This window comes from Microvirga sp. jy35, assembly GCF_056148915.1.
Map to the genome: position 1 here is coordinate 57,848 of NZ_JBWBEW010000002.1, position 22,409 is coordinate 80,256.

General features: G+C 66.2%; 24 protein-coding genes. 8 read left to right on the forward strand and 16 right to left on the reverse strand.

Annotated features, from left to right (window positions below):
- The first annotated feature begins 18 nt into the window (after positions 1–18).
- Positions 19–402 (forward strand): response regulator, encoded by a 384-nt coding sequence (locus tag AC0QTX_RS02010; RefSeq protein ID WP_474602148.1) that lies wholly within the window; start codon positions 19–21, stop codon positions 400–402.
- Between the two features lie 5 nt (positions 403–407).
- On the forward strand, positions 408–1,115 hold the full coding sequence (locus AC0QTX_RS02015; protein WP_474602149.1) for a protein phosphatase CheZ: 708 nt from the start codon (positions 408–410) through the stop codon (positions 1,113–1,115).
- A 170-nt stretch (positions 1,116–1,285) separates the two neighbouring features.
- On the opposite strand, the gene AC0QTX_RS02020 is transcribed toward AC0QTX_RS02015, so the two are convergent.
- The 3 genes from AC0QTX_RS02020 to AC0QTX_RS02030 all read right to left on the reverse strand — a co-directional run bounded on the left by AC0QTX_RS02020 (position 1,286) and on the right by AC0QTX_RS02030 (position 4,656).
- Entirely contained in the window at positions 1,286–2,563 is a 1,278-nt protein-coding gene (locus AC0QTX_RS02020; protein WP_474602150.1) for a L,D-transpeptidase family protein, read from the reverse strand.
- 262 nt (positions 2,564–2,825) lie between these two features.
- Positions 2,826–3,779, reverse strand: a complete 954-nt coding sequence (locus tag AC0QTX_RS02025; RefSeq protein WP_474602151.1) for an acetyl-CoA carboxylase carboxyltransferase subunit alpha — start codon at positions 3,777–3,779, stop codon at positions 2,826–2,828.
- Between the two features lie 133 nt (positions 3,780–3,912).
- Complete coding sequence (locus AC0QTX_RS02030) at positions 3,913–4,656, reverse strand: class I SAM-dependent methyltransferase (protein WP_474602152.1); 744 nt, start codon at positions 4,654–4,656, stop codon at positions 3,913–3,915.
- 117 nt (positions 4,657–4,773) lie between these two features.
- Between AC0QTX_RS02030 and gloB the strand changes: the two genes are divergently transcribed.
- Positions 4,774–5,541, forward strand: coding sequence for a hydroxyacylglutathione hydrolase (gene gloB, locus AC0QTX_RS02035; RefSeq protein ID WP_474602153.1), 768 nt, complete (start codon positions 4,774–4,776; stop codon positions 5,539–5,541).
- Positions 5,542–5,573: 32 nt separating this feature from the next.
- Complete coding sequence (locus AC0QTX_RS02040) at positions 5,574–6,338, forward strand: GNAT family N-acetyltransferase (protein WP_474602154.1); 765 nt, start codon at positions 5,574–5,576, stop codon at positions 6,336–6,338.
- Here AC0QTX_RS02040 and yddG read toward each other — a convergent pair.
- The 3 genes from yddG to AC0QTX_RS02055 all read right to left on the reverse strand — a co-directional run bounded on the left by yddG (position 6,310) and on the right by AC0QTX_RS02055 (position 9,398).
- Positions 6,310–7,185 (reverse strand): aromatic amino acid exporter YddG, encoded by an 876-nt coding sequence (yddG, locus tag AC0QTX_RS02045; protein WP_474602155.1) that lies wholly within the window; start codon positions 7,183–7,185, stop codon positions 6,310–6,312. The genes AC0QTX_RS02040 and yddG overlap by 29 nt on opposite strands.
- Before the next feature lie 132 nt (positions 7,186–7,317).
- On the reverse strand, positions 7,318–8,043 hold the full coding sequence (gene phbB, locus AC0QTX_RS02050; RefSeq protein WP_474602156.1) for an acetoacetyl-CoA reductase: 726 nt from the start codon (positions 8,041–8,043) through the stop codon (positions 7,318–7,320).
- Between the two features lie 176 nt (positions 8,044–8,219).
- Positions 8,220–9,398, reverse strand: a complete 1,179-nt coding sequence (locus tag AC0QTX_RS02055) for an acetyl-CoA C-acetyltransferase (RefSeq protein WP_474602157.1) — start codon at positions 9,396–9,398, stop codon at positions 8,220–8,222.
- A gap of 224 nt (positions 9,399–9,622) precedes the next feature.
- On the opposite strand from AC0QTX_RS02055, the gene phaR reads away from it, so the two are divergent.
- Positions 9,623–10,198 (forward strand): polyhydroxyalkanoate synthesis repressor PhaR, encoded by a 576-nt coding sequence (gene phaR / locus AC0QTX_RS02060; protein WP_474602158.1) that lies wholly within the window; start codon positions 9,623–9,625, stop codon positions 10,196–10,198.
- A 9-nt stretch (positions 10,199–10,207) separates the two neighbouring features.
- Here phaR and AC0QTX_RS02065 read toward each other — a convergent pair whose 3' ends face one another.
- From AC0QTX_RS02065 to mtgA, 3 genes are all read right to left on the reverse strand, one after another.
- Positions 10,208–11,842 carry an EAL domain-containing protein gene (locus AC0QTX_RS02065; RefSeq protein ID WP_474602159.1) on the reverse strand — a complete coding sequence of 545 codons (1,635 nt, stop codon included), beginning with the start codon at positions 11,840–11,842 and terminating at the stop codon, positions 10,208–10,210.
- A gap of 211 nt (positions 11,843–12,053) precedes the next feature.
- Entirely contained in the window at positions 12,054–12,239 is a 186-nt protein-coding gene (gene rpmF / locus AC0QTX_RS02070; RefSeq protein ID WP_036358586.1) for a 50S ribosomal protein L32, read from the reverse strand.
- Positions 12,240–12,399: 160 nt separating this feature from the next.
- Positions 12,400–13,086, reverse strand: coding sequence for a monofunctional biosynthetic peptidoglycan transglycosylase (gene mtgA / locus AC0QTX_RS02075; protein WP_474602397.1), 687 nt, complete (start codon positions 13,084–13,086; stop codon positions 12,400–12,402).
- Positions 13,087–13,189: 103 nt separating this feature from the next.
- On the opposite strand from mtgA, the gene AC0QTX_RS02080 reads away from it, so the two are divergent.
- The gene (locus AC0QTX_RS02080; protein ID WP_474602160.1) at positions 13,190–14,116 is read left to right on the forward strand and encodes a polyprenyl synthetase family protein; all 927 of its coding nucleotides are present in this window, start codon (positions 13,190–13,192) and stop codon (positions 14,114–14,116) included.
- A 25-nt stretch (positions 14,117–14,141) separates the two neighbouring features.
- Here the strand turns inward: AC0QTX_RS02080 and AC0QTX_RS02085 are convergent, their stop codons facing one another.
- Genes AC0QTX_RS02085 through AC0QTX_RS02095 form a run of 3 tightly spaced genes read right to left on the reverse strand, consistent with a single transcriptional unit; the run spans position 14,142 to position 16,389 of the window.
- Positions 14,142–15,569 carry a sensor histidine kinase gene (locus AC0QTX_RS02085; RefSeq protein WP_474602161.1) on the reverse strand — a complete coding sequence of 476 codons (1,428 nt, stop codon included), beginning with the start codon at positions 15,567–15,569 and terminating at the stop codon, positions 14,142–14,144.
- On the reverse strand, positions 15,566–16,228 hold the full coding sequence (locus AC0QTX_RS02090) for a response regulator transcription factor (RefSeq protein WP_474602162.1): 663 nt from the start codon (positions 16,226–16,228) through the stop codon (positions 15,566–15,568). The genes AC0QTX_RS02085 and AC0QTX_RS02090 overlap by 4 nt, the downstream gene beginning before the upstream one ends.
- Complete coding sequence (locus AC0QTX_RS02095; RefSeq protein ID WP_474602163.1) at positions 16,228–16,389, reverse strand: PepSY domain-containing protein; 162 nt, start codon at positions 16,387–16,389, stop codon at positions 16,228–16,230. The genes AC0QTX_RS02090 and AC0QTX_RS02095 overlap by 1 nt, the downstream gene beginning before the upstream one ends.
- 51 nt (positions 16,390–16,440) lie before the next feature.
- Between AC0QTX_RS02095 and AC0QTX_RS02100 the strand changes: the two genes are divergently transcribed.
- Positions 16,441–16,806 (forward strand): hypothetical protein, encoded by a 366-nt coding sequence (locus tag AC0QTX_RS02100; protein WP_474602164.1) that lies wholly within the window; start codon positions 16,441–16,443, stop codon positions 16,804–16,806.
- A 116-nt stretch (positions 16,807–16,922) separates the two neighbouring features.
- A complete protein-coding gene (locus tag AC0QTX_RS02105) occupies positions 16,923–17,585 on the forward strand; it encodes a hypothetical protein (RefSeq protein ID WP_474602165.1) in 663 nt (220 codons plus the stop codon).
- 79 nt (positions 17,586–17,664) lie between these two features.
- On the opposite strand, the gene AC0QTX_RS02110 is transcribed toward AC0QTX_RS02105, so the two are convergent.
- The 4 genes from AC0QTX_RS02110 to AC0QTX_RS02125 all read right to left on the reverse strand — a co-directional run bounded on the left by AC0QTX_RS02110 (position 17,665) and on the right by AC0QTX_RS02125 (position 22,276).
- A complete protein-coding gene (locus AC0QTX_RS02110) occupies positions 17,665–18,210 on the reverse strand; it encodes a GNAT family N-acetyltransferase (protein WP_474602166.1) in 546 nt (181 codons plus the stop codon).
- Between the two features lie 43 nt (positions 18,211–18,253).
- Positions 18,254–20,200 carry a potassium transporter Kup gene (locus AC0QTX_RS02115; RefSeq protein WP_474602167.1) on the reverse strand — a complete coding sequence of 649 codons (1,947 nt, stop codon included), beginning with the start codon at positions 20,198–20,200 and terminating at the stop codon, positions 18,254–18,256.
- Between the two features lie 183 nt (positions 20,201–20,383).
- The gene (gene ispG / locus AC0QTX_RS02120; protein WP_474602168.1) at positions 20,384–21,670 is read right to left on the reverse strand and encodes a flavodoxin-dependent (E)-4-hydroxy-3-methylbut-2-enyl-diphosphate synthase; all 1,287 of its coding nucleotides are present in this window, start codon (positions 21,668–21,670) and stop codon (positions 20,384–20,386) included.
- Positions 21,671–21,769: 99 nt separating this feature from the next.
- The gene (locus AC0QTX_RS02125; protein ID WP_474602169.1) at positions 21,770–22,276 is read right to left on the reverse strand and encodes a Fur family transcriptional regulator; all 507 of its coding nucleotides are present in this window, start codon (positions 22,274–22,276) and stop codon (positions 21,770–21,772) included.
- Positions 22,277–22,409 lie beyond the last annotated feature (133 nt).

Genomic DNA, 22,409 nt, shown 5'->3' on the forward strand with positions numbered 1-22,409 from the left:
TTTGCAGGCCGAAATATCATGGCATTGAACACGTCTCTTCCGGTGCTCATCGTTGACGACTACCAGACGATGCTTCGCATCATCCGCAACCTCCTGAAGCAGATCGGCTTCAACGACGTCGATGAGGCCAAGGACGGCTCCGAGGCCTTGGGCAAGCTCAAGGAGAAGAAGTACGGGCTGGTGATCTCCGACTGGAACATGGCGCCCATGACGGGCTTCGAGCTGCTCCAGAAGGTGCGTGCCGATGCGGAGCTGGGCAGCCTGCCCTTCATCATGATCACCGCGGAGGCCAAGACCGAGAACGTGGTGGCCGCCAAGCAGGCCGGCGTCAACAACTACATCGTCAAGCCGTTCAATGCGGAGACCCTGCGGTCGAAGATCGCCGCCGTGTTGGGTGAGTAGCCGCCATGCGTCTCCCACCGCCTGTTTCCTTCGATCCCCTGAGCCTGGATCTCCTGGCCCAGTCGCGCGAAAGCATCGCAGCCCGGCGGCATGCCGAGATCATGCGGGGCATGGCGGCCATCCATGCCGCCCTCGAGCCGAGCAGCGGAGCCTCCAAGGCCCTTCTGGACCAGATCCGGACCGACCTGCGCGAGGCGCTCCACCTCAAGGACGAGCTCGACGCCATCACGGAGTCTATCCAGCGCACCAAGCGCGAGATCGCGACCCTTCACTCCCACACCCCGGGCGGGCAGGTGACCAGCGTCACCGACGAGCTCGGGGCCGTGGTCTGCGGTACGGAGACGGCCACCAACAGCATCCTGGCGGCCGCCGAGGAGATCGACGAGATCACCGGAGCGCTGGCCTCCCGCCTGTCGGGTCCCGACGCCGAGATGGCGCGGCGGATCTCGGACCGGGTGATCACGATTTTTGAAGCCTGCAACTTCCAGGACATTACCGGCCAGCGCATCAGCAAGGTCGTGGGCTCCATGAAGTTCATCGAGGAGCGGGTGACCCAGATGGCACAGATCTGGGGCGGCCTGGAAAGCTTCAACGACGTGGAAGCTTTCCAATTGCCGGAGCGGCAGGGGGACGAGGCCCTCCTGAACGGACCGGCCCTGGACGGCGATCCGAACCGCACCTCCCAGGATGCCATCGACGCCCTGTTCGGGTGACCGAAAGACAAGGATCTGCAAAAGCCAGCGCTGCCTCCCAGCGAAGGCTTTTCTCTGACGCCGGCTTCTGACTTGCCCCCAAACATGCCGTTCCATCGGCTCAGCAGGTTACCTCAAACGAAAAGCCCGCCGGTGAGGCGGGCTTTTGCATTTCGTCAGGCTCGGCTGGGTCAGTTCGCGTTCGCGACCTTGACCGGTGTCGCGGCCTGTGCCCGCTTCTGCGGCACGTTCTTCGCGGCCGGAGCCAGCCTGGCAGCAGGGATGGCAGGCGCTGCCTGGACCGTCTCAGCCACGGGCTGTGAGGACGAGGTGCTGAAGAGGTCGGCGACGCCGCCGAACATCTTCTTGTAGAACGGCGTCTCTCCGGACGCAGGAGCTGCCGCGGCAACCGCCACCGGAGCCGTCTGCTGGGTCACGGCCGCCCGGGTCTCAGCCTGCGGGACGGGAACTTCCTTCATGGATGCGAAGGCCAGCGCGGTCGGCGGAGCCTCCGGCACTTCCTTGCCGGTGTCGTTGAGGGCGACCACCCGCGGGCCGGAGGAGATGCCCTCGGTGCGGCTCACATAGCCGAGCCTGCTGTCTGACACGCCCGTGACATTGGCGAGCGCCGTGCGGAAGGATTCATGCGTGTCGCCGTCGTGGTAGACGAGCTTGACCGGCTTCTCGCCCTTGGCGACGAGCTCCGCCACCTCCTGCTCGTCCTGGGCGCGCTTCTGGGCAACGACGGAGGCGGCGTCGGGATCGAGGTTGAACTCGTAGCGTCCGGGGCCGACGGCGACCCGGACTTCGTCCTTCGTCACCTCGAAAGCGTCGGCGCCTTCCTTCAGGTTCTTCCAGAAGGCGATGTTCGGGTCGAGGCGGTGTTTGGCCAGGTTCTCGGCCGTCATCCGGAACGGATAGGACTGGAACTGGAAGCCGCGCTGGCCGGCGCCGAGCGCCTCGCGAGCAATGGCGTAGATCTCGGCGACGTTCTGGTCCGTCATGGCGAAGCAGCCGCGCGACGAGCACGAGCCATGCACCATGATGTCGCCGCCGCTGCGGCCCATGGACCGGTCGAGCGCGTTCGGATAGCCGGTGTCGAACGAGAGATAGAAGTTGGAGTTGGGATTCATCTGCGCCGGGGTGACCGTGTAGAAGCCTTCCGGCACCTGGCGGTCGCCCTCGCGGTTCTTGGGGCCGAGCTGGCCCGACCAGCGGCAGACCGGGTAGGTCTTGAGGAGCGCGTACTTGCCGTTGGAGCCGCGCTTCCAGATCTCCAGCTCCGATTCCTTCTTGTAGGCTCGGACCAGGATCGGATCTTCCTTGGACATGCCCTTGGTCGACATCAGCGCCATGGTGGCGGACGGAATGGGCACGAGGTGGCGCGTGGAGCCACGGGAGAGATTATCGTCCTGGCAGGCAGCAAGCGCGAGCACCAGGCTCGCGGCCAATGCGATACGCTTCATCATGGGGACCCCGCAATTTTTGATCTGCCCGGCGCCTTTGCCGAACAGTTCCCCTTTACCCCTAAATCGTTAGCCTTAACCCGCCCTTACTGCAAGCGGGGCCATGATGGAGTCGTGGTGAATGGAAGGTAAAAAATCCGGTTTCTCGGCTTTTTAGCCGGCCTCTTTGGGGAGCAGAGCTCTCTTTGGAGGTAAAATGGCACCTGCAAAGGCGCCGGAGACCGCAAACCTGGTGCAGGCCTCCAGCCCCGGGCCCGCCGGCCGGTCAGAGCTTGCGGCCGATGGCGAGGAACTTGTCCGCCCGGTGGTCGCGGATCTCGGCCGGGCCCATGTTGCCGAGGTCGTGCAGGGCTTCCTCGATGGCATTGCCGGCGGCTTGAATCGTCGCCTGCGGATCGCGGTGGGCGCCGCCCACGGGTTCGGTCACGATGCCGTCGATGATGCCCAGCCGCAGGAGGTCCTGGGCCGTGATCTTCATGTTGGTGGCGGCATCCTGGGCGCGGGCCGCGTCGCGCCAGAGGATGGAGGCCGCGCCTTCCGGCGAGATCACGCTGTAGATGGCGTGCTCCAGCATCAGCACCTTGTTGGCGGTCGCGATCGCGATGGCTCCGCCCGAGCCGCCCTCGCCGATCACCACGGCGACGTTCGGGACGCCGAGGGACAGCTGCATCTCGGTAGAGCGGGCGATGGCCTCGGCCTGCCCGCGCTCCTCCGCCTCGATGCCTGGATAGGCGCCGGCCGTGTCCACGAAGGAGATCACCGGCAGGCTGAAGCGGTCCGCCATCTCCATCAGGCGCACGGCCTTGCGGTAGCCCTCGGGACGGGCCATGCCGAAATTGTGCCGGATGCGGGTCTCGGTGTTGTGGCCCTTCTCCTGGCCCATCACGCAGACGGGCTGGCCTCGGAAGCGCCCGAAGCCGCCGACGATCGCCTCGTCCTCGGCGAACTTGCGGTCGCCGGCGAGCGGGGTGAATTCGGTGATGAGCCCGGCGCAGTAATCGACGAAATGCGGCCGCTGCGGATGGCGGGCCACGAGGGTCTTCTGCCACGGCGTAAGCCTGCCGTAGAGATCCTTGAGGGCGTCGGCCGCCTTGACCTCCAGGCGCGAGATGTCGTCGGTGATGGAGACGGCGTCCCGGTTCTCACCGAGCGCCCGAAGCTCCTCGACCTTGGCTTCCAGCTCGGCGACGGGCTTTTCGAAATCGAGATAACTGCGCATCAGACTCTATGGGAAAAGGAGACCGGCGTGGCCCTATAGCCCTGCCGAAGCGGGGCGGACACTGGCGTTTCAGGCAGCCCAAGTCAAGTTGAGCCCCGCCTTGTCCCGTAAGACGCGGCGGAATCAAGGGCGATCAACCTACCCGCGATGCGGGAGCAGCCGGAACCGGGGCGAAAACCGGCGAGAGGCGGCGCGAGCGCTGCACGGCACGCACCGCGCCGGGCCGGTAGAGCTGCTTGGTCGCCTCCACGATATGGAGCCCCGCGAAGGGCAGGGAGAAGCCGGACCCCACCTGCTCCCAGGCCTGGGCTGTCTGGAGCAGGAAGCGGTTGCGCAGGGGCGGCACGTAGAGGGTCTCGGCCCAGCCCTCCGGGGAGAACCAGGTCTGGCGCATGAGGCTTTTCAGCTGCGAGCGGCTGTAGGGCTGGCCGTACCCGAAAGGCGTCGTGTCCATGCGCGCCCACAGCCCGCGCCGGTTGGGTGCAACCAAGATGATCCGGCCGCCCGGGGTGAGGATGCGCCAGATCTCGTGCAGGAGATCGCTCGGGCTCTCCACCGTCTCCAGGGCATGGACCACGAGAACGCGGTCGATGGAGGCGTCGGGCAAGGGCATCATCAGCGGATCGACGAGAGCCGAGGCCGAGGCCCCGGTGCTGGGCCAGTTCACCACGCCCTGGTTTGCCGGCATGAAGGCCAGCGTGCGCTCGCTCTCATCCTTCACAGCCAGGAGGTAAGGCGGCGCGTAGCCGAGGCCAAGCACGCGCAGGCCTGTCAGCGGCCCCCAGAACCGGTCGATCGCCCTGCCCACGAAGCGGCGCGTCACCGCCCCGAGAGGGCTGGCGTAGAAGCCGCGCAGATCGGTGATGTCGATGCTCATGACCTCAACAGGCTGCCTCTCGGGCTGATCCGATCATTGCAATAGAGGGTTCGGGATCTGGTTTCACGGGCCGACTGTCCCATGATAGCTCAGAGCACATCAAGACAAGGTTCCTCGATGTCAGCCCAGATCCACGCCTTTCTCTGCCTGCAGGACAATATCGGTGTTCTGATCCACGATCCCAATACGGGCGCCTGCGCGGCCATCGATGCGCCGGAGGAGGGGCCGATTCTCGCAGCCCTGGCCGAGAAGGGCTGGCAGCTGACCGACATCCTCGTCACGCACCGCCATTCCGACCACGTGCAGGGCGTCGAGGGTTTGAGGCGCCGCACCGGCTGCCGGGTGGTGGCGCCCGTGAAGGCGCGCGAAGCCGTCCCGTCCGCCGATGCTTATGTGCGGGAGGGGGATACGGTGCATGTGGGTGGCCTTCAGGCGCATGTATGGGAAACGCCGGGCCATTGCGCCGATCACGTCTCCTACTGGTTCGCGGCGGACCGCGCCCTGTTTGCGGGCGATACCCTGTTCACCCTCGGGTGCGGGCGCATGTTCGAGGGCACCTATGCCGATTTCTGGCACTCGCTGCAGCGCCTGGCTGCCCTGCCGGACGAGGCGCGGGTCTATTGCGGGCACGATTATACGCTCTCCAACGCACGCTTCGCCCTTGCGGCGGATCCGGACAATGCGGCGCTGAAGGCCCGAGCCAGGGAGGCGGAGGAGGCCAAGGCGCAAGGCCGCTTCCTTGTGCCGTCGACCATCGGCCAGGAGAAGGCGACCAATCCTTTCCTGCGGGCCGGGGAGCCGGCGCTCGCGAAATCCGTTGATAAGGAAGGAGCCGGCCCGGCGGAGGTGTTCCAAGCCTTGCGCGAATGGAAGAACCGGTTCTGATGCAGGGCAATCCTGCAGGAGCGGACGGCCTCATGAACCACCACAGCCTCATCATCGGACTCGAGAGCCGGCTCCTGAACGCCTGGCCCTCGTTCGATTATCAGCTCTATGACGGCTGGGTTCTCCGCCTCGCGAACGGCTACTCGAAGCGGGCCAATTCCGCGACGCCGTTCCGGCCCGATATCGGCCTCGACGATGAGTTGCTCGATTACATGATCGCCCGCTTCGTCGAGGCCAATGTGCGCCCGACCTTCCGTCTCAACGGCGTCGAGGCGTCCGATGTGGACGAGCGGCTGAAGCTGCGCGGCTTCAAGGAGATCGAGGCGACCCATGTGCTCACCGCCTCCATCAGCAGCGACGATTGCGAGCGCGACCCCGAAGTGGCTCTCGAGCCGCAGGTCTCCAAGCGCTGGGTGCGGGAGGCTGCGGGATCCTATGGCGGCGACAAGGCCGATGACGAGACCCTGATGCGGATCGTCTCCCGCATCCGCCAGAAGGCAGCCTTCGCCACCCTCAGCCTCGACGAGAAGCCCGTGGCCTGGGGGCTCGGGGTGGTGGAGCGGGGCTATGTCGGCCTCTACGACATCGTGGTGGCGCCTGAACTGCGCGGCATCGGCCTAGGCCGGCGCGTGGTTTCCAGCCTCATGGCCTGGGGCTGCGGGGAGGGGGCACACACGGCCTATCTCCAGGTGCGGGAGGAGAACGAGATCGCCCGCTCGCTCTACGGGGCGCTCGGCTTCGGAACCGCCTACCGCTACACCCACCGGGTCATGCCGGGACGCTCTTCTTCGGCGTGAGCGTGGCCACGAGCGCTCCCACCACGATGAGGCCGCAGGCCAGCGCCAGCGAGAGGGTCAGCGCCGCATAGCCGGCCACCACCAGCAGCAGGGTCGAGAGCACCGGGGTCGCATAGGAGGCGACGCCGAGAAAACGGATATCGCCCTGCTTCATGCCGATATCCCACACGTAGAAGGCCGCGCCGACCGGGCCCAGGCCGAGCGCCAGAAGGGCGAGCCATTGCGTCGTCGTCTCGGGCCAGACGGTAGTCTCGAAGGCCAGATGGCAGACGAGGCTGAGCAGCGAGGTCATGAGGCAGAAGCCCGCCACCGCATCGGTCGGCACCTGGCCGAAGCGGCGCGAGAGAACGGAGTACCCGGCCCACACGAAGGCGGCCACGAAGGCGCAGAGATAGCCCGGCATGTACTCCGCCCGCGCGTCGAAGGCGCCGCGACCGGCGATCAGCACGATCACGCCGGCAAAGCCGAGCAGCGCTCCGACGATGTGCGCCCGGCGCAGATGCTCGCCCGGCAGGAATGAGGAAAACAGGACGATGAGAAGCGGCCAGAGATAGTTGATCAGCCCCGATTCGGCCGGCGGCGCCCAGCGGAGCGCCGCGAAGTAGAGGGCGTGATAGCCGAACAGGCCGCCGATGCCCAAGGCCCAGACGACCGGCTTCTGGCGCAGGGCCTTGAGTCCCTGCGGCCGCACGATCCAGCTCGCCACGCCCACCAGCCCGCCGACCAGGAAGGTCATGGCGTTGAGCTGAAACGGCGGGATCGTGCCGGTCGCCGCCGTGAACAGGGCGAGCATGGACCAGAGCAGGATGGCGGTGAGGCCGATGGTGGTGGCGGTGCGAGTCGTCATGGTGCCGCCACTAGCATGTCATCCCGGTCGAAGCGAAGCGAAGAACCGGGGTGGCCCGATGAGACAAGCGCCTTTTTCCGCAAACGATCCCGGATCGCGGCCTGGAGCCGCGTCCGGGCTGACGCTTTCCGGTCAGGCCATGTACTGACCGCCGTTCACCGACAGAGTCGAGCCGGTGATGAAACCGGCATCGTCACCGGCCAGGAAGAGCACGCTGCGGGCGATCTCCTCCGCCTCGCCGAGACGGCCCACCGGAATGAGCGGCAGGATCTTGGATTTCAGCACCTCTTCCGGCACCGCCTTCACCATCTCGGTGGCGATATAGCCCGGCGCGATCACGTTGACGGTGACGCCCTTGTTGGCGTTCTCCTGCGCCAGAGCCTTGGCGAAGCCGATCACGCCGGCCTTGGCGGCGGAGTAGTTCGACTGCCCCATCTGGCCCTTCTGGCCGTTGATGGACGAGATGATGATGATGCGGCCGAAGCTACGCGAGCGCATGCCGTCGATGACGGGACGCGTGCAGGTGAACATGGAATCGAGATTGGTGCGGATGACGGCCGACCACTGATCGAAGGTCATCTTGTGGAACATGCCGTCGCGGGTGATGCCCGCATTGTTCACGAGGATATCGACAGGACCGAGCTCGGCTTCGACCGCCTTGATCCCGGCCTCGCAGGCCGCGACATCCGACACGTCGAACTTGAAAACCGGAATGCCGGTTTCACCCTTGAACTGGTTTGCGGCTTCATCGTTGCCGCCGTAATTCGCAGCAACCTTGTAGCCTGCCTGCTTGAGGGCTGTTGAAATCGCGGCACCGATGCCGCGAGTGCCGCCGGTGACCAATGCGACGCGCGCCATGCTGTTTCCTTCCCAAGAACGTTCTGCGGATCTCTCACGGACCCATTGCTGTGCGGCGGCCCGATTCAGTTCAGGCCGCCGCACAGCATACCTTACGATATGTGGCAGAACGTGGAAGGGAGAAGCTCCGTAATGTGCCTTAACGAAGCTTCTTGCCGTCCTGGCGTTTGAGGCGCTTATCTTTCAAGGCACATGGCAACGCCCATGCCGCCGCCGATGCAGAGCGTGGCGAGGCCCTTCTTGGCGTTGCGGCGGCCCATTTCGTGCAGCAGGGTCACGAGCACGCGGGCGCCCGACGCGCCGATGGGATGACCGATGGCGATGGCGCCGCCGTTCACGTTCACGATGGACGGATCCCAGCCCATGTCCTTGTTGACCGCAAGCGCCTGCGCCGCAAAGGCCTCGTTGGCCTCGACGAGGTCGAGGTCCTGGACTTTCCAGCCGGCCTTCTCCAGGGCCTTGCGGGAGGAGGGGATCGGGCCCGTGCCCATGATGGCCGGATCGACCCCGGCGGTGGCCCAGGAGGCGATGCGGGCGAGCGGCGTCAGGCCGCGCTTCTGGGCCTCGGCTTCCGTCATCAGCACCAGGGCGGCGGCGCCGTCATTGATTCCCGAGGCGTTGCCGGCCGTGACCGTGCCGTCCTTCGAGAAGGCAGGCCTCAGCTTGCCGAGCGCCTCGACCGTGGTGCCGGCGCGGATGTACTCGTCCTGGTCCACCACGATGTCGCCCTTGCGCGACGCGATCGTCACGGGAGCGATCTCGTCCTTGAAGCGGCCTTCCTTCTGGGCGGCCTCGGCCTTGTTCTGGGACGCGGTGGCGAACTGGTCCTGCTCCTCGCGGGTCAGCTGCCAGCGCTGGGCCACGTTCTCGGCGGTATTGCCCATGTGGTAGCCGTTGAAGGCATCCATCAGGCCGTCCTTGAGCATGGTGTCCACGAGCTTGAAGTCGCCCATCTTGGTGCCGGAGCGCATATGGGCGGCATGCGGAGCGAGCGACATGGATTCCTGGCCGCCGGCCACGATGATGCTGGCATCGCCGTTGGCGATCTGCTGCATGCCGATGGCCACCGTGCGCAGGCCCGAGCCGCAGAGCTGGTTGAGGCCCCAGGCGGTCTTTTCCTGGGGCACGCCGGCCGCCATGGCGGCCTGCCGGGCCGGGTTCTGGCCCTGGCCGGCCGAGAGGATCTGGCCGAGGATCACCTCGTCCACTTCCGAGCCGTCGACTTTGGCGCGCTCGAGAGCCGCCTTGATGGCGATGGCGCCGAGATCGTGAGCCGTGGTGTTGGCAAAGGCTCCGTTGAACGAGCCGACCGGGGTGCGCGCCGCTCCGACGATAACGATGCTGTCTCGGGCCATGCCTCTCTCCTATGCTGATCCGTGTGGTGCTGGAACGTATGTAGTGCTTGTTCGATGAAAGCCCCAGGGGGTGGGATGTCAAGGATAGGATCGTTCAGGCCACTCTCAAGAAGCCTTAGACTTTTGGCGCTTTGCACCCCTGTCATAAGGCCTATAATCAAATCGAGGCCGGCATCCTGCAGGACGGCGGCCCGGTGGATTTCCCAGGAGCGTATCGGGACAACATGGCGACGGACAAACAACCGACGGTCATCAAGAAATATGCCAACCGCCGCCTCTATCACACAGGCACCTCGACCTACGTGACGCTGGAAGATCTGGCCGGCATGGTGCGCAAGGGCGAGGATTTCGTGGTCTTCGACGCAAAGTCCGGCGAGGAGATCACCCGCTCGGTCCTGGCCCAGATCATCTTCGAGCAGGAGAACAAGGAGGGGCCGAACCTCCTGCCCGTCACGGTCCTGCGCCAGTTGATCCGCTTCTACGGCGACAGTATGCAGGCCCTGGTGCCGAGCTATCTCGAGTTCTCCATGAACAACCTCTCGCAGGAGCAGCAGAAGCTCAGGGAGCAGATGGCGCAGGCCTTCGGCCCTTCGGCCTTCCAGGCCATGGAGGAGCAGGTGCGCAAGAACATGGGCTTCTTCAGCGAGGCCATGCGCATGTTCTCGCCCTTCCCGCAACCTAATGCGGGCGCACCCGACGCAAAGCCCGTTCCCAAGGGTGAGGGGACCGATGAGCTCGATACCCTGAAGCGGCAGATGGCCGACATGCAGGCCAAGCTCGACAAGCTGGCCACAAAATAGGTCGAGGCTCTAACCTCGCGCCTTCTTCAGCATGTGCTGCAGGGAGGACGGCTGCAGGACGGCCTCGGGCTCCCCGAACAATCCGCCCTGCAGGTAATCCACGCCCCAGTTGGCGAGGAGCCGGGCGGTCGCTTCGTCATCGACCCATTCTGCCGCGGTGGCGATCCCCATATGCTGGGCCCGGTCGACAAGGGTGCGGACATGGAGCCGGTCGTCCGTGGAGCGCTTGAGCGGCTGGATGAAGACACCGTCGATCTTGAGAAGATCGATCGGCAGCACCCGCAGCTGGGCCGGCGGCACATGGCCTGCCCCATAGCCCGTGAGCGCGATCCCGACGCCGAGCGCCTTCATGGCATGAAGCCGGCCGAGATTGCGCCGGCACTCGGCAAGGGCGATCTCGGGGATTTCCAGAACAAGCCGGGCCTCGATGCCGGGGCGGGCGCCCAGATGCGCCGCCAGCATCGACAGCCATTCGGCATCCTGGAGGGTCCTGCCCGAGACCGGCAGCGCCAGGCGCTGACCCGGGGTGCGGGCCAGGAGATCGGCGGCCAATTCCAGCATGCGTCCATCGACGAGCAGAGGAAGGTTCGCCTCCTGCAGTGCGGCTGCAGGACCGAGCGGAGTGACGCGCCCGTCCGCTCCGGCCACCGAGGCGCAGGCGTGGGCCAGCATCGGCGCACGAGACTGCGCATCCACCATGGGCTGGCAGGCCAGAATCAGGCTGCGGGCGTTGAGGGCGGCAACCCAGTCGAACGGCGCCTGCTCGGCGCCGGGCGCCGGCTTGCCGGAGCGGGGCTTGTAGACAGCCGAGGCCTCACGCCGCTCCATAGCGGCTGCCAGAGCCTGCTCGGCAAAGCGCAGCAGCTTGGTGGCCTTGAAGGTATGGTCCGGGGCGCAGGCAGCGCCCAGGTGCAGCGAGGATCCGCCGGGACGATCCTGAAGAAGTCCCGACAGGCGCTTCATGGCGCCTGCGGCGTCTGCGGCCGGGCAGCAGGTGAGAGCCAGCGCGAAGCGGTTCGGACCGAGCGCCGCGAAGAGGTCGTGGCGGCGCAGCATCGGGCGAACCCGGCGGGCGACCTCGGTCATCTCGAGCGAGGTCTCCTGGCCGAACGCACCGATGATGAGGGTGCAGGTTTGGGAGACGCGGACAGCCTCGTTGATGGCGTCCTGGATGCCGCAGAGAAGTGCCGAGCGCTCCTTCAATACCGTCGGCAGGAGATCCCGGGCGCCGAAGGCGGAATCGACCCGCATCTGGCCCCGGGCGAAAGCGGGACGCCCGTGGAGATCCGGCAGCCAGCGGCCGGCATCCTCGATCATGACGACGCGGTCGGGCTCGAGGCGAAGGGCATAGCGGGTCTCGTAGGCCTGTCCCGGAGGCTCCGAGGCCGCAATGGCATCCTGGCGGGAGAGGCCGCAGCCCGCTTCGATCAGCTGGGCGAAGGCTTGACCGGTCTTCGGCAGGTCCCTGGACGGGAGCCGCAGAGCCTCGGCGGCGCCGGGTCCCCAGGTCAAGACGTCCGTGATCATGTCCCAGGCATAGAGCACGCCGGCGGTGGACGGGCGGGAGGCCCCAGCCTGGCTCCTGCGCGGCGGCCGGGAGGCTCCCTTGAACAGCCCCATGGGGCCCTGCCGCTTCGTTGCCATCACTCTCACCCTCGGAAATACGCAACAGATCCAGGGCGGCGACGCATGGGTCGCAGGTCAGGCCGGCCCTGGAGAACAAGGGTGCAGGATCGGCCTTGAGGCTTAATGAAGCGTAAAAAGCGTCGGGGATTCAGGGTTCATGGGGATTGCGGGCATAAAAAAACCGGCGCCTCGGGCGCCGGTTCTTGATGCTTTCGCATGCCGCGTAGGCTTACGCGTCAGCCTTCACCTTCAGGACCTGACGGCCACGGTACATGCCGGTCTTCAGGTCAACGTGGTGAGGACGGCGCAGCTCGCCGGAATCCTTGTCCTCGATGTAGGTCGGGGCCTTCAAGGCATCGGCGGAGCGACGCATGCCACGCCGCGAGGGCGACGTTTTTCTCTTAGGAACGGCCATTTCTCGTCTCCGGTAAAAAAGCGGAGCGCCCGCTCAACCGGGGAACGCTCACATCTCAAACTTGATGAGGTTGCGCCTCATACAAGGTCTCGGTGCAAATATCTAGCCCCCTGGAGCATTCGGCATGTTTTTCATTGCCGCAGGGGGCCCTCAAGAGGCCTCAGGGCTTCAGGCAATCGCTGAAGGGTGCCGCCCTCACCATCCGCACCTGCAGCTGTCCCGCCAAGGCCCGGTGCCCCGGCCTCGGGCGGGCCGGATTGCGGACCAGAGGGTTGGGCAGGGCCCGCGCCAGGAGAGCCGCCTCGCGGGCATTGAGGTTCCTGGCGGACTTACCGAAATATTTCTGGGCCGCGGCTTCGGCCCCGAACACCCCTTCGCCCCATTCGGCGATGTTGAGATAGACCTCCATCATCCGGCGCTTGGACCAGATCAGGTCGAGATAGAGCGCGATCGGGATTTCGAGGCCCTTGCGGATGTAGGAGCGGCTCGGCCAGAGGAAGAGGTTCTTGGCCACCTGCATGGGAATGGTCGAGGCGCCGCGGGCCGGCCCGTCCCCGTCGGCGGCCTCCACCACGTCCCGGAGGGCGTCCCAGTCCACGCCGTTATGCTCGCAGAAGCGGCTGTCCTCGGCGGTCAGAACCGCCAGCGGAAGGCTGGGCGAGATCTCGTCGAGGCTGACGAAGGTCCGCTCCACCGGCTGGAGGGTGAGCCAGCGGCCGAGCATGAGAGTCGAGACCGGCGGCACGGCCCAGTACAAAAGGCCTAGCCAAAAGACCGCACCGACCCATAAGAGAACAAGACCGAGGCCAATCTGGACGAGGCGGCGAAGAAAGCGGGCAGCCGTCATCGGCCTCCCGGACCGTCTCGACCGCAGCGTCCATTTCGGCTTCGATTGTTCACCCACGTTCCCCTCGGGCGGAGCGGCGGCCCCACCCGAATCCAGGCTCATCATGATGCCATCCACCCCTACTTTCACGACGCGGCTCTCCGAGGCCGCGAGAACGGTCGAAGCCAGTCTCGAAGCCTTGCTATCAGACAAAGCCTTCCCCGGCGAGATTGCCCGGCCGCCCCGGCTCATGGCCGCCCTGCGTCACGCCGCCCTAGGGGGCGGCAAGCGCCTGCGGCCTTTCCTGACCATCGAGGCGGCGCGTCTCTTCGGCGTGGAAGGGGAGGGTCCCCTGCGGGCCGGATGCGCCGTCGAACTCCTGCACTGCTACTCGCTGGTGCATGACGACCTGCCCTCCATGGACGACGACGACCTGCGCCGGGGCCGTCCCACGGTGCACAAGGCCTATGACGAGGCCACCGCCATTCTCGTGGGTGACGCCCTCCAGACCCTGGCCTTCGAGGTTCTCGCGGATCCGGCGACGGATACGGATCCGGCCGTCCGCTCCGACCTCGTGCTCGGCCTCGCCCGTGCCTCGGGTCTCGGCGGCATGGTGGGCGGCCAGCTCCTCGACCTGTCGGCCGAGGGCCGCTACGGGCCGGCGGAACTTACTGAGACTGATGTGCGCCTGCTCCAGATGATGAAGACCGGCGCCATCCTGACCTTCTCGGTGGAGGCGGGGGCGCTCCTGGGCAGAGCCGATGCGGCGGCGCGGCAGAGCCTCGTTGCGTATGGGCGCGCCCTCGGCGCCGCCTTCCAGGTGGCCGACGACATCCTCGACAGGGAGGCGACGCCCGAGGCGCTCGGCAAGCGCACGGGCAAGGACCAGGAGAAGGGCAAGGCCACCCTCGTCGATCTGCTCGGAATGGACGGCGCCCGCCGCGAGTGCCGTGAGCTCGTGGAGAAGGCGCACGCTTCTCTCGATCGGTTCGGCGCAGGGGCGGACACGCTGCGGGAGGCGGTGCGCTTCGTGGTCGAGCGGCAGGTGTAGCTCAGCCGATCACCCTGGGCGGACCTCAACCTCTTCCTGCCATCTGCGGACGGAGGCTGAGGATCTGCTCCTGCTGCGAGTCTGCTGTCCTTTCGAGGGGCGTCAGCGGTTCGCGGCACAGAGGGATCTCGAACGAGATGCGGCAGCGGCCATTGCCGTCGATCTCCGCTCTTGTCGCATATTCGGACAGAATGTCCTCCACGATGCCGAGACCCAAGCCGCTGGAGGAGGGGTCGGATCGCTCCTGCACGCCCCGTTCCGGCCTTGCACCATGGGTGCCGGTAAAGCCCGCCCCATCATCCTCGACCATGATCCGCGCCTTCTCGCGAAGGCGTTCCGCGCGAACCGCAATTCGCGTAGCGGCCCATTTGCGGGCATTGTCGAGGAGGTTGCCCATGACCTCCCCGAAATCGTGGGGATCCATGTCGACCGCGAGACCAGCCGGAATGTCGATCTGCCAGCGGAGTTCCTCGCCGCGCGGCAGGTGCTGCATGAGCCGCACGAGGCGGGCAACGGTCTCGTCCACCTGCGTGTAGGCGCCGCAGCCGACGGAGGCACCGCTGGTGCGGGCGCGGGCGACCTCGCGCTCCACATGGGCGCGGATGGTTTCGAGCTGTTCCTGCATGCGTTCCGCCGCCTCGAGCCGGCCTGTCTGCTCGAGGCGCCGCACCTCGCCGCCGAGGATGGTCAGGGGGGTCTTCAGGCCATGAGCGAGCGTTCCGGCCCGATCCCGAGCCTTGCGGACGAGGTTCTCCTGCCGGTCGAGCAGCTTGTTGATGCTCTCGACCAGCGGCGCGACTTCATCCGGAAAGCGGCGCGTCATGCGCCGGATCTGTCCTGTCTGCACCGCGTTCAGGTCGCGCCCGACCGTCCGCAAGGGACGCAGGCCCAATGAGACCTGCAGCCACGCGAACAGGACAAGGACCGTCGCGATGGGGATGAGGATGCGGGCCACGTCCCAACCGAAGGCCTCCCGCAACTCCACCACCTGCGCATGGTCGAGGGCCACCGCCAGGCTGAGGGTGCGCGGACCTTGCGGGCCGTCGATCGTGACCTCCCGCTCGATGACGTAGAGTTCGGCTCCGCCCGGTCCCTCGACCTCGAAGGCTTTCTCCCGGTCGGCGCGCTGGCCCGGATCCCCCGCTGAAAGGGTTTGATCCCATAGGGAGCGCGACCGCAGGATCGGGCGTCCTGCCTCGGATACCTGCCAGTAGGCCCCGCCATAGGGCTGGTGATAGCGCGGATCCGTCAGCCTCTCGCTCAAGCCTGCCTCTCCTTCCGTGCCGAAGGCAGTGGCAAGCTCGGTCCAGTGGATGTTGAGGTCCTGTTCCACATAGCGAAGCACTTGGCGTTCGAAGAACACTACGAGCGATGCCCCCGCGACGGCAATCGTCACGAGGATGGATGTGACAGCCACGATCAGCAGACGCAGCCTGATGGAATTGCGCGTCATGACGGGGGCGTCTCCATGATGTAGCCGTGGCCGCGGCGGGTCCCGATCGTCTGCGATCCGATCTTGCGCCTCAGGCGCGCCACCAGCGCCTCGATCGTGTTGCTCTCGGGCTCGTCCGAACCGTAGACGTGTTCGACCAGTTCGCTCTGGGCGACGACGCGGTCGCGGTTGTGCGCAAGATAGCGCAGCAGACGAAATTCCAGCGGGGAGAGCTCGATGGCCCGGCCGCTGACCATCACCCGCAGCCGCCGCGTATCGATGCGCAGGGGCCCGACTTCGATCAGAGGGGTCACATGCCGCCCGACGCGGCGGAGAAGGGCCGCGAGGCGGGCGATCAGTTCCTCCATCTCGAAAGGCTTGGTCAGGTAGTCATCGGCACCGGCGTCGATGCCTTCAACCCTCTGCAGCCAGGAGCCGCGGGCGGTGAGCACCAGGATCGGAACGGGACTGGCCTCTTCCCGCAATTGCCGCACCACCGACAGGCCGTCGAGCTTCGGCAGGCCGAGATCCAGGACGACGGCATCGTAATCCTCGGTCGACGCCTTGAACCAGCCCTCCTCGCCGTCTCTGGCGATGTCGACGACGTAACCGGTCTCGCCCAACGCACCGGCAATATCCCGGGCGATGGCCGGCTCATCTTCGACAAGAAGGATTCTCATCAGCGTCTCCTGATCTGCAGGATCTGGTTGCGGCGGGCGTCCACGACGACCTCCTGGTAACGGCGATCGCGGGTGAGAACGAGAAATTCATAACGCCATTCGCCGGCCCAGGATTGACGCAGGTCAACCTCCAGCACCTGCCCCGGAACAGCTTTGGCCACGGTGGGAAGGACTGTACTCAGGGCAAGAGCCCATCCCTGGGAGACCGCCTCATGCGCACGATCGGAGGAGGTGCTGCCCCAACCGCCCGGATGGGCTCCGGCCCGAGCGTCATCGTCGCCCCCTCGACCGCGTCCGCGACCCTGGCCGCCCTCGTCACCCCCGCGGCCCCGGCCGTGTCCTCCGTCGTCTCCACGGTCGTCGCGCCCCCTGTCATCTCCGCCGCCCCGGCCGCTGTTATCGCTGCCTCCACGGCCGCCATCATCCCCTCCGCCCCGGCTGCCACCGCCGCTGTCGCCGTCTTTGGCAAGGGCCGGCGGCAGCCAAGCACCTTCCACCGTGGCAAAGGCCAGGGGGAGAAGAACAAGGGCAATGAGACGACGCCGTATCATGGAGCTTTCCAAAGCAGCGCAGCATAGCACGCCCAAGCTGAGATTTCGCTGACATGACCCGTCAGGTTGGGGTGCTCGCCTTGATCCAGATTGCTCCTGCATCGGCGCCGTTCTGTGCGGCACCGGGTGAATGGAGAAAAACGATGCTGAAGCCAATCAAGAACGGTCCGAGTGTTCTGGTCCTGGGAGCCATGCTGGCCTCGCTTACCGCAGCGGCGGTTCCGGCGATGGTCGCAGGCGCGATTCTGTCGCCGGCCATGGCCCGGGGCGGTGGTGACGACAGCGGCGGTGGCGGCCGTGGCGGCGGGGATCGCGGCGGCAGCGACGACAATGGAGGCGGCGGCCGCGGTGGGCATGGCGGCGACCACGGAGGCGGACGGGGCGGCAGCGACGACAGCGGCGGCCGCGGGGGACGCGGCGGCGACGACAATGGACGGGGCGACGACAGCGGCCGGGGACGTGGCGGGGATCGGGCCGAGCGCGGCGATGATCGCGGCCGCGACAGGGCGGACGATCACGGCCGCGGGCGCGGCCGAGGGGCCGACGACGGGATGACTCGCGCCGATGACCACCGGCGCGGTCGCGGAGCGGACGACGTCCTGATGCAGGGCCAGACGAGAACGCAGACCCGCGATCAGCATCAAACCCGAACCCGCACGCGGGGCGCCGATCATGTGGCGGATGTGCGCAGGTCCCGCACGCGTGGGGCGGATGATCCCGCCTCCGCGCAGGACGACAACGGCGGCCGGCTTGACCGCGACAGGCGCTTCGAGCCGGGAGACGACCGTCGGGTCAACGGGCAGTAGCAGAGATTGCAGGCATGCCGGCTGTGAGAATGGTCCCCCGCAGCCGGCTTCGCCCGACGGGGTGAGGAGGAACCCCGCCTCACCCCGTCGGTACCCAGAACAGAAGCTTCACATGTCCTGGCCGGGCATTGTGCGGGACCGTGCCGGAAGGCGCGCCGCCATTGGCGAGGATCACCCTGCGCGATGCCTCGTTGTCGTCGTCGCAGGTGATCAGAACCCGCGAGAAGCCCTCCTGGCGGCAGACAGGCAGGATCATGCGCAGCGCCCGGGTGGCATAGCCGCGCCGCTGCTTCCACGGCACGATGGTGTAGCCGATATGGCCATAGGCGGTGGGCGGCAGCTCTTCCGTGCCGCGCTGGAAACGAAAGCCGATCCGGCCGCAGAATTCGCCGTCGCTGATCCAAAAATCATGCGCGGGCAGGCGCGCAACCTCCCGCCCATCGGTCAGGCGGATCATGGGACTGTTGTAGAGATCGTGAAGGAAGCGCTCGGGGTTGCGGCGCAGCTGCCAAAGCTGCTCGCGACTCACGTCCTGATCCGTGTTGGGTGACCAGCCGCGGGCGAGGGCGTCTTCGTAAGCCGGCAGCCAGACGAGGCTCGGGCGGATGAGGGTGATGTCGGTCATGGCGGCCCGAAGGTGACATCGCGCCGCCACGAGAGCAATATGTTTACACCGTCACCTGCGTGCCGACCTCGACCACGCGTCCCGTCGGGATCTGGAAGAAGTCCGTGGCGTCGCTTGCCGATTTCGCGAGGCTGATGAACAGCTTGTCCTGCCAGAGCGGCATGCCCGATTGGCTTGCCGGGCGGATCGAGCGCCGCGACAGGAAGAACGACGTCGCCATGATGTCGAACTTGAAGCCCTGCTTGCGGAGGATCGCCAGCCCGCGCGGGATGTTGGGCGTCTCCATGTAGCCGTAGCTCAGGCGGATCCGCCAGAACGAGTCGCCCACATGCTCGATGGAGACGCGATCCTCGTCCTCCACGCGCGGGATATCCGCGCCGTTGACGGTGAGGATCACGTTCTTCTCATGCAGCACCTTGTTGTGCTTGAGGTTGTGCAGGAGTGCGGCAGGCGCGGTATCCGGATCGCTTGTCAAGAACACGGCTGTGCCCTTCACCCGGTGCGGCGGGCTCTTCTCCAGCATCTGCACCAGCTCGACGAAGGGCACGTCGATCTTGCGGGTTTTCTCGAACAGGATCCGGGTTCCCTTCACCCAAGTGAGCATGACCACGAAGAAGCTGCCGGCGATCAGCAATGGCACGTAGCCGCCGTCCAGCAGCTTCACCAAGTTCGCGGACAGGAAGGTGGTGTCGATAAGCAGAAGGGGGATCATTGCCAGGGCGGTCTTCACCGGACCCCAGCCCCAGCTCCGGCTCATCACGATGCAGGCGAGCAGGGTGGTCACGACCATGGTGCCGAACACCGCGATGCCGTAGGCGCTGGCGAGGCTGCTTGATGAGCCGAACAGGATCACGAGAGCCACGACGGCAGCGAGGAGAAACCAGTTCACCCGCGGCAGATAGATCTGCCCCTGATGCGTCTCCGACGTGAAGCGAACCTCTAGGCGCGGCAGGATACCCAGCTGAACCGCCTGACGGGTCAGGGAGAAGGCGCCGGTGATCACAGCCTGGCTCGCCACGATGGTCGCCAGAGTGGCCAAGATGACGAGCGGCAGGAGCAGCCACGGGGGGGCCAGCAGGAAGAACGGGTTGGCGATGGTCTCAGGGTTCGACAGGACGAGGGCACCCTGGCCGAGATAGTTCAAGGCGAGGGCCGGAAAGACGACGGTTCCCCAGGCCATGCGGATCGGCTTGCGGCCGAAATGACCCAGATCCGCATAGAGCGCCTCCGCTCCGGTGACCGCAAGGCACACGCTTCCGAGAATGGCGAAGGCGGTTCCCGGATGGGTCACCAGGAAGGACACGCCGTAATACGGGTTGAAGGCGAGCAGGACCTCCCAGTCGTCGGCGATATGAAGAATGCCGAGGCACGCCATGGTGATGAACCACACGAGCGTGAGGGGACCGAAGAAGGCTGCCACCTTACCGGTACCGCGGCTCTGTACGGCAAACAGGCCGATGAGGATCGCCAAGGCGCCTGGCAGAACATAGTTCTCGAAGGAGGGGGCGACGAGCTTCAGGCCTTCCAGAGCGGAGAGCACAGAGATGGCCGGGGTGATCGCGGCATCGCCGTAAAACAGGGCCGCTCCGGCCATGCCCATCACAAGCACAGGCAGGCTTCGGCGCCCGAGAGCGAGCTGCGTCAAAGCGACAAGCGTCAGAGAACCGCCCTCGCCCTTGTTGTCGGCCCGCAGCAACAGAATGACATATTTGATAGTGACGGTCAGGATTAGCGCCCAGAGCAGCAGCGACAGGATGCTGATCACCAGCTCACGGGTCAGATCGACCGGAACACCGTGATGCCCTCCGGTCGCAGCTGCAACCGTCTCTCGCATGGCATAGAGCGGGCTGGTGCCGATGTCGCCATAAACGACGCCGATAGCGCCAAGAGTCAGGGTCCAGAAGCTCGCCTTGTGGTGGCTTTCCGGAAGGGTCGCCTCAGGGACTGCGGAATCCGCATGCCCGGGGGCGACAGCGTGCTGTTCTGCCATGGATGTTTTTCTTTGCGGATGTGCCCGCGGACGGCCCTTGTTCAAGTCACTTTGCAATCGACGAAGGGCGCCCCTTCTCCAAGAGCGCAGCGGCCGTCATTGCCGGCGCGGCAGGCTTCTAGCACATTACGTTTCAGCTTAAAACGGAATTTCTCTTAGGGTTCCATGGCTCAGCTTGCCGCCTCATTCGGCGGCATCGCGCCCGGGCTGGCCGTAGTTCCTGTCGATGTAGTCGATGACGATCTTCTGGAAGTCCTGGGCGAGGGTCGGTCCGCGCAGGGTCATGGCCTTCTTCCCGTCGATGAAGACCGGGGCCGCCGGCTGCTCGCCGGTGCCCGGAAGCGAGATGCCGATATTGGCGTGCTTCGATTCGCCCGGCCCGTTCACGATGCAGCCCATCACGGCCACGTTCAGGTTCTCGACGCCCGGATGGGTGCGGCGCCATTCGGGCATGGAGGTCGATATCCATGTCTGGATGTCGCGCGCCAGCTCCTGGAAGACCGACGAGGTGGTGCGTCCGCAGCCGGGGCAGGCCGCCACCAGGGGCACGAAGGTGCGGAACCCCATGGTCTGGAGCAACTCCTGGGCCGTCTTAACCTCAAGCGTCCGGTCGCCGCCGGGCTCCGGGGTCAGGGAGAAGCGGATCGTGTCGCCGATGCCCTGCTGGAGCAGAATGCCGATGGCGGCCGAGGAAGCCACGATGCCCTTCGAGCCCATGCCGGCCTCGGTAAGGCCGAGATGGATCGCATAGTCGGACCGGCGGGCCAGATCCTGATAGACGGCGATCAGGTCCTGCACGGCGGAAACCTTCGCCGACAGGATGATCCGGTCGCGCCCGAGACCGATCTCCTCGGCACGGGAGGCGGACAGCAGCGCCGACTGGATCATGGCCTCACGGGTGACCCAGCGCATGTCGCGCGGGTTGGCCGAGGCCGCGTTCTCGTTCATGAGGTGGGTGAGCAGCTCCTGATCGAGGGAGCCCCAGTTGGCGCCGATGCGCACGGCCTTGTTGTGCCGGATCGCCTGCTCGACGATGGCGCCGAACTGCCGGTCCTTCTTCTCCTTGAAGCCCACATTGCCGGGATTGATCCGGTACTTGGCCAGCGCCTCGGCGCAGGCCGGATGATCGGCGAGCAGCTGGTGGCCGATATAGTGGAAGTCGCCCACGAGGGGCACGTCCACGCCGAGCCGGTCGAGCCGCTCGCGGATCCTCGGCACGGCGGCCGCAGCCTCGTCGCGGTCGACCGTGATGCGCACGATCTCCGAGCCCGCCCGGGCCAGCGCCGCCACCTGGGCCACCGTCGCGTCCACATCCGCCGTGTCCGTGTTGGTCATGGACTGGACCACGATCGGGGCGCCGCCGCCGACCATGACGGAGCCGACCAGCACGCCCACCGTACGGTGGCGCCGGGCCGGCCCGGCCGAGCTCTCGGATGTGGTTTCGGCTTGAGGAGACGAGATGAAGGACATGCTGCAACCCACGACGGCAGCTCCGGGCTGCCGTCGTTTAGCTGATGCCAAAAGCCCCCTTCGTCAAGCGCGGCTTATCAAAGCATGCCGGGTGCTCGGTCAGTGAACGTCCCGGCAATGGGAGCAGTGTCCCGTGATCTCCAGAACGCGGGCCCGGGGTTGGTAGCCCTGCTCGGTCAGAATCTTGACGACGGTATCGGCGACATCGGGCGAGTTGACCTCCGTCGCTTCGCCGCAGGCCTCACAGATCAGGAAAGCCGTCGTTCCGCGGCTGCCCGAGCTTGCGAGATAGGCGTTCCGGCTCGCGAGACGGTGAGCCAGCCCCTGCTCGATGAGAAAGTCCAGCGCGCGATAGACGGTGATGGGAGCCATGCGGCGCCCGCCGGAGCCGAGCCGGTCAACCAGATCATAGGCGCCCAGCGGCTTGGTCGCGCTGAGAAGCACTTCCAGCACCTGGCGGCGGATCGGCGTTAGCCGGGCGCCTCTGGCCCGGCACAGAGCTTCCGTATCGGCCAGAGACTGCTTCGCCGTTACCGCGCTCAGAGAGGCCTTGAAGCCTTCGCTCTCGGTGGGGAGGTGATGCTGCAGAGACAGGGCATGGACCATCGGAATTCTTCTCCGGCTATGGCTGAAAGCGGCTCGGTGCCACACCCCAAATCAGGCGCATCCACCTCGTTCATACAGGTTATAACACTACCTGTATTGAGGGGTAAACAGCAAAGTCGATTGTTTGAGGATT